The organism is Bradyrhizobium sp. AT1 (assembly GCF_001590795.1).
Taxonomy (GTDB): domain Bacteria; phylum Pseudomonadota; class Alphaproteobacteria; order Rhizobiales; family Xanthobacteraceae; genus Bradyrhizobium.
The window spans coordinates 1149643-1156919 of sequence record NZ_JXDL01000001.1 but is presented as its reverse complement, the minus strand read 5'-3'; the positions used below and the strand labels follow the sequence as shown (position 1 = coordinate 1156919).

At 64.1% G+C, this 7277-nt stretch carries 8 protein-coding genes; 4 read left to right on the top strand and 4 right to left on the bottom strand.

Annotated elements, in window-relative coordinates; genetic code table 11:
- Window positions 1-280: 280 nt before the first annotated feature.
- A complete protein-coding gene (locus SE92_RS05415; protein ID WP_063194807.1) occupies window positions 281-448 on the bottom strand; it encodes an RNA polymerase sigma factor region1.1 domain-containing protein in 168 nt (55 codons plus the stop codon).
- A gap of 127 nt (window positions 449-575) precedes the next feature.
- On the opposite strand from SE92_RS05415, the gene SE92_RS05410 reads away from it, so the two are divergent.
- On the top strand, window positions 576-1187 hold the full coding sequence (locus SE92_RS05410) for a hypothetical protein (protein WP_063194806.1): 612 nt from the start codon (window positions 576-578) through the stop codon (window positions 1185-1187).
- Between the two features lie 124 nt (window positions 1188-1311).
- Here SE92_RS05410 and SE92_RS05405 read toward each other — a convergent pair whose 3' ends face one another.
- Entirely contained in the window at window positions 1312-2289 is a 978-nt protein-coding gene (locus SE92_RS05405; RefSeq protein WP_063194805.1) for a GlxA family transcriptional regulator, read from the bottom strand.
- Window positions 2290-2440: 151 nt separating this feature from the next.
- On the opposite strand from SE92_RS05405, the gene SE92_RS05400 reads away from it, so the two are divergent.
- Both SE92_RS05400 and SE92_RS05395 read left to right on the top strand, forming a co-directional pair.
- A complete protein-coding gene (locus SE92_RS05400; protein ID WP_063194804.1) occupies window positions 2441-2704 on the top strand; it encodes a tautomerase family protein in 264 nt (87 codons plus the stop codon).
- 153 nt (window positions 2705-2857) lie between these two features.
- Complete coding sequence (locus tag SE92_RS05395; RefSeq protein WP_063194803.1) at window positions 2858-3997, top strand: asparaginase; 1140 nt, start codon at window positions 2858-2860, stop codon at window positions 3995-3997.
- A 203-nt stretch (window positions 3998-4200) separates the two neighbouring features.
- Here the strand turns inward: SE92_RS05395 and glnA are convergent, their stop codons facing one another.
- Window positions 4201-5610, bottom strand: a complete 1410-nt coding sequence (gene glnA / locus SE92_RS05390) for a type I glutamate--ammonia ligase (RefSeq protein WP_018320110.1) — start codon at window positions 5608-5610, stop codon at window positions 4201-4203.
- A 151-nt stretch (window positions 5611-5761) separates the two neighbouring features.
- Window positions 5762-6100: a P-II family nitrogen regulator gene (locus SE92_RS05385; RefSeq protein WP_007603495.1), complete on the bottom strand. Its 339-nt coding sequence runs from the start codon at window positions 6098-6100 to the stop codon at window positions 5762-5764.
- Between the two features lie 383 nt (window positions 6101-6483).
- Between SE92_RS05385 and SE92_RS05380 the strand changes: the two genes are divergently transcribed.
- The coding region (locus SE92_RS05380) for an NAD(P)H-hydrate epimerase (RefSeq protein WP_063921244.1) at window positions 6484-7277 on the top strand (794 nt) is incomplete at its 3' end.

The following is a 7277-nucleotide window of genomic DNA, read 5'->3' as shown; positions in this document are numbered from 1 at the left end:
AACGAGACCGCTGTGACCGCGCCGTGTCGTATGCACGTTGCGTGAGACTCACGGTTGCCCGCCCTGTCGCCACACATCCGCGCCGGCGCTACCGCGTCCACCGCACCCCGACCCGCATCTCGTGACGATCGCGAAGCGCCCCTCTGGCAAGGGCCGGGATGAGTGGTACATGCCATAAATCCGAAATTCGGGAAAGTGGAATATTTTTGCGGGCAGGGCTTGACCAGGTGTTTTGCCCGACGCCTCGCGAGCGGCTTCGGTCGGTTGGGCGCTGGCGACGTCACCCTTCCTCGATCCAGATTCCCGCATCGCTCAGGGCGCTCAGGATGTCCTCGACGTCCTCGGGCTCCATCCCGGTGCCACACAGTTCATTCAATTCATCGAAGGTGAGCCTGCCGTTTCGTTCACCGATTTCGATGGCCCGTCGGATGATGTCCGGAACCTTCATGGTCTCTCCTCTGATAGCCTCTACCCTATGGTTGGAGAGTCGGATCACCGAACGTCAGATGCTCTTGGCCGAACTGGCCTGGCGCGCTAACTTTCTCGCTGATATCCAAATTTGGAATGATACCGTCATGAAGCGCAGACTAACCGTCACGGTTCTTCTTCTGCTTGCGTCCTCGTCATTCGCGCAAAGCACGCCGCCGCAGGAAGGGCCGATCACCTGCGCTGCGCCAATTGCCCCTGACGATACCGAGCGGAGCCTGAAGCAGCGCTACGGCAAGGACGCCGTCGTGCAAAATCTGCCGGGCGCCGAAGGCGAGACGTACAAGGGCGTCGTGCTGTTCCCGAAGGCGAGGGACCGCCGCATCGAGATCGCCTTCACCGACGACAAGGCCGGGCGCGCCTCCGGCTTGACCTTGCGCGACGCAGGCAAGACCAGTCTCTGGAATGTCGCCGGCGTCACGATCGGATCCGGTCTCGCCGACGTGCAGAAGGCCAACGGCAAGCCGTTCCTCGTCAGCGGCTTCGAATGGGACTATGGCGGCTTCGTCACCGACTGGAAGGGCGGCGCGCTGGGCCGGCCGCTGCAAGGCGGCTGCCGGGTCACGATCCGCTTCGGCGGCAAGACCGGTGCGCCGAGGTCGCTGTCAGGTGACGGCGTGAAGGCGGCGTCGGACAACGCGGCGCTCGTGAAATGGGCCCCTGTCGTGACCGAGATCGGCGTGAATTTTCCGGACAAGTGACGAGTTAAACCAATCAGTAGGAATTGGTCCGGCCCGGTTTTTGCGGATCTGATTTGTTCTTTGAGAACGAAGCGGAGTCAGATGCAGAACGAAGGCCGACGGAAATGATCCGCAAGAATTGATCCTACGCCATCCGCTCCATCCGCCGTGCGCGATAGGCCTGCGGGGACATCAGGGTCAGCTTCCGGAACGCCTTGCGAAAGCTGCTTTCGTCCTCATAGCCGGTCGTGCGCGCGATGGTCTTGACCGGCTGCGTCGTCGTCTCCAGCAGCGTGCGCGCGTGCTCGACGCGGCGGCGCATGATGAAGGCTTGCGGCGGCTCGTGCGTGAGCTCCTGAAACTTCCGGTTCAGCGTGCGCTCGCTGAGGCCGAGCGCGCCGGCAAGGCGCTTGACGGTCATCGGAGCCTTGCCGGTGCGGCGAACCAGCAGGTCCGCCCTGGTCAGCAGCGGGTCCTGCGAGAGCAGATAGCCGACCGGCATGAAGATCGACTGGGTGCGCTGGGCCGTGTCGATGACGACGTAGTCCGCGCATAGTTTTGCGATTTCCTTGCCCTCGACCATCTCGATCAGCCTGAGCAGGAGATCGACCCACGACATCGGGCCGGCCGCGCAGACGATGCGGTCTGCAACCGTGATGACGGCGTCGGCGGCGAGGTCGATGGTGGGGTGACGCTGCCGCAATTCGCCTTGCAGCCACCAGGTGATGGTGGCGCGGCGGTGGTCGAGCAGCCCGGCGCCGGCCAGCAGGAACACGCCGCTGCAGAATGCGCCGATCAGCCGGCCGTTCGCGTGCTGCTGCCGCAGCCAGGCGCCGGCCCGGGCATATTGCGGTTGCAGCCGCTCCGCCGTGACGTGATCGACGAGATTGCCGGGGACGAGGATCGCATCGAAGCGCATGCGCCGCCCGATCGAGCCATCGACCGCAATCATCTGGCCGCCGCCGGCACGCACCGCTCTGCCGTCGAGCGAGAGCGTCTGCCAGCTGAAGCGGGGTTTTGCGCCGCTCTGCTGCATGACGTGATTGGCGAGCGACAGGATGTCGGCGACGCCGGCGATCGCCGAATGCATGCAGCCTTCCACGGCCAGAATTGCAAGCTTCATGAGACCTCCAGATGGGACGCCTCGATCCTATCCGATCGGCGCGCGGCGATGTGGCGGAAATTGCCCGATCTCTGTCTTATCCGCCACTGCCGTTTTGGACGCGTCCGGGCCAGTTTCTCACCGTCGTCATCGACATGATTGGAGAAAAGACATGCCTTACGTCACCATTTCCACCGTCCGCGGCATCCTAGATGCCGCGCAGAAGAAGCAGCTGCTCGAACGCGTCACCGACCTCCTGGTCGAGGTCGAGGGGCAGGGCAGTGCGGACTTCCGCCGCAACGTCTGGGTCCGGATCGAGGAGCAGGAGCCCACGCATTGGTCGCTCGGCGGCATGCAGCCGACAGCTGAGATCATCGCCGGCACGTTCGGTGCGATCGGGGCGGACGGACTGCGGCTTGCGCGGCCGAAGCCGTAATTGCCTGGGCGGGTGGGGCGGAGCGGGACGCATCTCGACACGGCCGGCGAGATGATGTCTGGCAAGGACCTTACCCGCCCTACGTGTGCCGCCCATCTTCGGCCCCATTGCGCGGTTTCGAATAGCCGGCCGGGGACAGCAGGAGGATATTCGATGATCAGCGACGCCGCCACATCAGCACCTCACCGACCTGGCCGGATATCGGGACTTGCCATTCCACTGCTGGCCTTCGCGCTCTGGTCCGGCTGCATCGGCGCGGCGGCGCAGGCTGCCGAGCCGGGCAAGGATGCTCCGGCTGGCGGTCTGCCGCGCATACTCGTGCTTGCGACGGGAGGCACCATCGCAGGCCAGGCCGACGCGCGCGCGACCGGCGCCTACAAGTCCGGGCAGATTACGGGCGAGCAGCTGATGCAGTCGGTCCCGGGCCTCGACAAGTTGGCGAAGCTGAACGCCGAGCAGATATCGTCGATCGGCTCCCAGGACATGAACGACAAGGTCTGGTTCGCGCTCGCCCGGCGCATCCAGGACGCCTTCGACAAGAACGAAGCCGATGGCGTCGTCATCACCCATGGCACCGATACGCTCGAGGAGACCGCGTTCTTCCTCGACAACCTGGTGCGCGGCGACAAGCCGGTGGTGATCGTCGGTTCGATGCGGCCGGCGACGGCCGTCAGCGCGGACGGTCCCGGCAATCTCTACGAGGCGGTGCAGGTGGCGGCCGACCCGCGCGCACGCGGACGCGGCGTCATGGCGGTGCTGAACGACAAGATCCAGGGTGCGCGCTCGGTGACGAAGACCAACACGACCAGCATCGAGACGTTCGGCTCGCCCAATGACGGGCCGATCGGCTATGTCGACACCGCCGGCGGCATCCGGTTCATGACGCAAGGGAGCGGCTTCAGGCGCGCGACCTACCAGCTGCCGGCGGGCGAGCAATTGCCACGGGTCGAGATCGTCTATTCCCACGCCAACATGGACGCCGTTCCGATCGAGGACGCCATCGCGCACGGCGCCAAGGGCATCGTTCTCGCCGGCGTCGGCGACGGCAACACGTCGAAGCCGGCGCTCGATGCGCTGGAAGCTGCGGCCAAGAAGGGCATCATGGTCGTGCGCTCCACGCGGGTCCGATCCGGCTTCGTCACCCGCAACGTCGAGGTCGACGACGACAAGAACGGGTTTGTCGTCTCCGAGGATCTCAATCCGCAGAAGGCGCGCGTCCTCGCGCAGCTGTTGATCGCGAGCGGCGTGACCGCGCCGGCCGAGCTGCAGAAGGCGTTCACCGCGACGTGGTAGCGTTCTTGTAGGATGGGTTGGCCGAAGGCGTAACCCACCACTGTTCGCATCCGCAGAGACAGAAGAGGTGGGTTACGCCCCGCAGATGCGCTTCGCACATCTGCAGTGCTAACCCACCCTACGAAGCTCCAATACGACCCTCCCAAAGCGAAAAGGCGCCCCTCGCGGAGCGCCTTTTGCCTGTTTGATACGGTTCGGGCCGCTTAGCCCGAATAGTACATTTCGAACTCGACCGGGTGCGGGGTCATTTCGAAGCGGGCGACTTCGGTCATCTTCAGTTCGATATAGGCGTCGATGAAGTCGTCGTCGAACACGCCGCCGGCCTTGAGGAAGCCGCGGTCCTTGTCGAGGTTTTCCAGCGCCTCGCGCAAGCTGCCGCAGACCGTCGGAATCTGCTTCAGCTCTTCCTTCGGCAGGTCATAGAGGTCCTTGTCCATCGCCGGACCCGGATCGATCTTGTTCTTGATGCCGTCGAGGCCGGCCATCAGCATCGCGGCGAAGCCGAGATAGGGATTGGCCATCGGATCGGGGAAGCGGACCTCGACGCGCTTGGCCTTCGGCGAAGCGGTGTAGGGGATACGGCAGGAGGCCGAGCGGTTGCGCGCGGAATAGGCGAGCAACACGGGGGCCTCGTAGCCCGGGACCAGACGCTTGTAGGAGTTGGTCGAGGGGTTGGTGAAGGCGTTGATCGCCTTGGCGTGCTTGATGATGCCGCCGATGTAGTGCAGGCAGGTCTCCGACAGGTCGGCATATTTGTTGCCGGCGAACACCGGCTTGCCGTCCTTCCAGATCGACTGGTGCACGTGCATGCCCGAGCCGTTGTCGCCGAAGATCGGCTTCGGCATGAAGGTGGCGGTCTTGCCGTAGATGTGCGCGACCTGGTGGATGCAGTACTTGTAGATCTGCATGTGGTCGGCCATCAGCGTCAGCGTGTCGAACTTCATGCCGAGCTCATGCTGGGCGGAAGCGACCTCGTGATGGTGCTTCTCGACCTTGACGCCCATCTTGGCCATGGCGCCGAGCATTTCGGAACGCATGTCCTGCACCGAATCCTGCGGCGGGACGGGGAAGTAGCCGCCCTTGGTGCGGATGCGGTGGCCGAGATTGCCGCCTTCATATTCGGTGTCGGAATTGGTCGGCAGCTCCGAGGAGTCGAGCCGGAAACCGGTCTTGTAGGGTTCGGCCGAATAGCGCACGTCGTCGAACACGAAGAACTCGGCTTCGGGACCGACGAACACGCTGTCGCCCACGCCCATCGACTTCACCATGGCCTCGGCCTTCTTGGCGATGCCGCGGGGGTCGCGGTTGTAGGGCTCGCCGGTGGTCGGCTCGAGCACGTCGCAGGTGATGACCATGGTGGTCTCGGCGAAGAACGGGTCGATCGTCGCGGTGACCGGGTCGGGCATCAGGCACATGTCGGACTCGTTGATCGCTTTCCAGCCGGCGATCGAGGAGCCGTCGAACATCGTGCCTTCGGCGAAGATGTCATCGTCGATCATGCTGACGTCGAACGTCACATGCTGCCACTTGCCGCGCGGATCGGTGAAGCGCAGGTCGACGTACTTGACGTCGTTGTCCTTGATCGATTTCAGGACGTCTTTGGCGGTCTTCATGCATACCCCTTTTGGCTCTGCGGGTCGGTTTCCAGATGAGCAAAATTATTCTCGCTCGGGCGAGTTTTGCGCGACCGCACAAACGAAATCAGGCCGCCGAAGCAGCCTTCATTCTAGTCGGAGTGTCGCAAAATTCGGGATAGCACCCGGCTCAGATAGCGTCCAGCCCGGATTCGCCGGTTCGGATGCGGATCGCCTCTTCGATGTTGGAGACGAAGATCTTACCGTCGCCGATGCGGCCGGTTTGCGCGGCGCGGCGGATCGCGTCGATGGCGCGCTCGACCAGATCGTCGCCGATCACGATCTCGATCTTCACCTTGGGCAGGAAATCGACGATGTATTCTGCGCCGCGATAGAGCTCGGCGTGGCCCTTCTGCCGGCCAAAGCCCTTGGCTTCGGTCACGGTGATGCCCTGAAGGCCGACTTCCTGAAGCGCTTCCTTCACCTCGTCGAGCTTGAATGGCTTGATGATGGCTTCGATTTTCTTCACTGCGCGCCTCCCGGCCTTTTCAATCAAATAGCAACGTCGTCGTCAGGATGCGCTTTTCTTAACGCACGATCTTGTCTTCGCTAAGCCGGGATTCCTGACCTGTCCGGCAACAACGGCCGGCGACACCCTGATAAAGGCCAGTGAGCACGACGAACCGAAGCGGCTTCCTCGAAAGCAGGGTCTATGCCAAGTTGCAAATGCCCTGATTATTGGAACGTTATCAGCCTTTTAACTGGCAACTCTGAGTGTGGCGCCGACCTGCACAAAATACCGAAGACTACGAAATAGGCAAACGGTTCAATATGTGTGCAGAGCATTGGTTCCTGGCGTCGGATCGGCGGGGGAGCTGCCTGTTGAAAAGGCGATTGTACTAGGGAAGTGGCATGGAAGTTCTGACCAACGCCGAAATGCAGCGGGCTGACCAGCTCGCCATCGCGGCCGGCACGCCGGGTTTCAAGCTGATGCTGAGCGCGGGGCAGGCGGTCGCGGAGGCCGCCCATGCGCTGGTGGAGGAGGGGCCGATCCTGATCGTGGCCGGGCCCGGCAACAATGGCGGTGACGGTTTTGTCGCAGCCGCCGAGCTCGCCGCGCAAGGGCGCGAGGTCTCGGTGATCGCGATGTGCGAGCGCGACCAGCTCCAGGGCGATGCGGCCTCCGCCGCGCGCGGCTGGAAGCATCCGCTGCTGCCGTTCAATCCGCAGGCGATCGGACGGCCCGCGCTGATCGTCGATGCGCTGTTCGGCGCCGGCCTCAGCCGTCCCGTCGACGGCGAGGCGCACGCCATGATCGAGGCGATCAATGCCAACGGTGCGCCAGTGCTCGCGGTCGATCTGCCGAGCGGCATCAACGGCACCAGCGCGGCGGTGATGGGCGCGGCGGTGAACGCTACCGAGACCGTGACCTTCTTCCGCAAGAAGCCGGCGCATTTGCTGCTGCCGGGCCGGATGCATTGCGGCCGGGTGCGCGTCGCCGACATCGGCATCGACGCGCAGGTGCTGGACGAGATCGCGCCGCAGACCTTCGAGAATGATCCGGATGCCTGGGGCGCCGCGTTCCCGGTGCCGCGCATCGACGGCCACAAATACGCGCGCGGCCATGTGCTGGCGGTCTCCGGCGATGCGGCCGCCACCGGCGCGGCGCGGCTTGCCGCCCGCGGCGCGTTGCGGGCGGGTGCGGG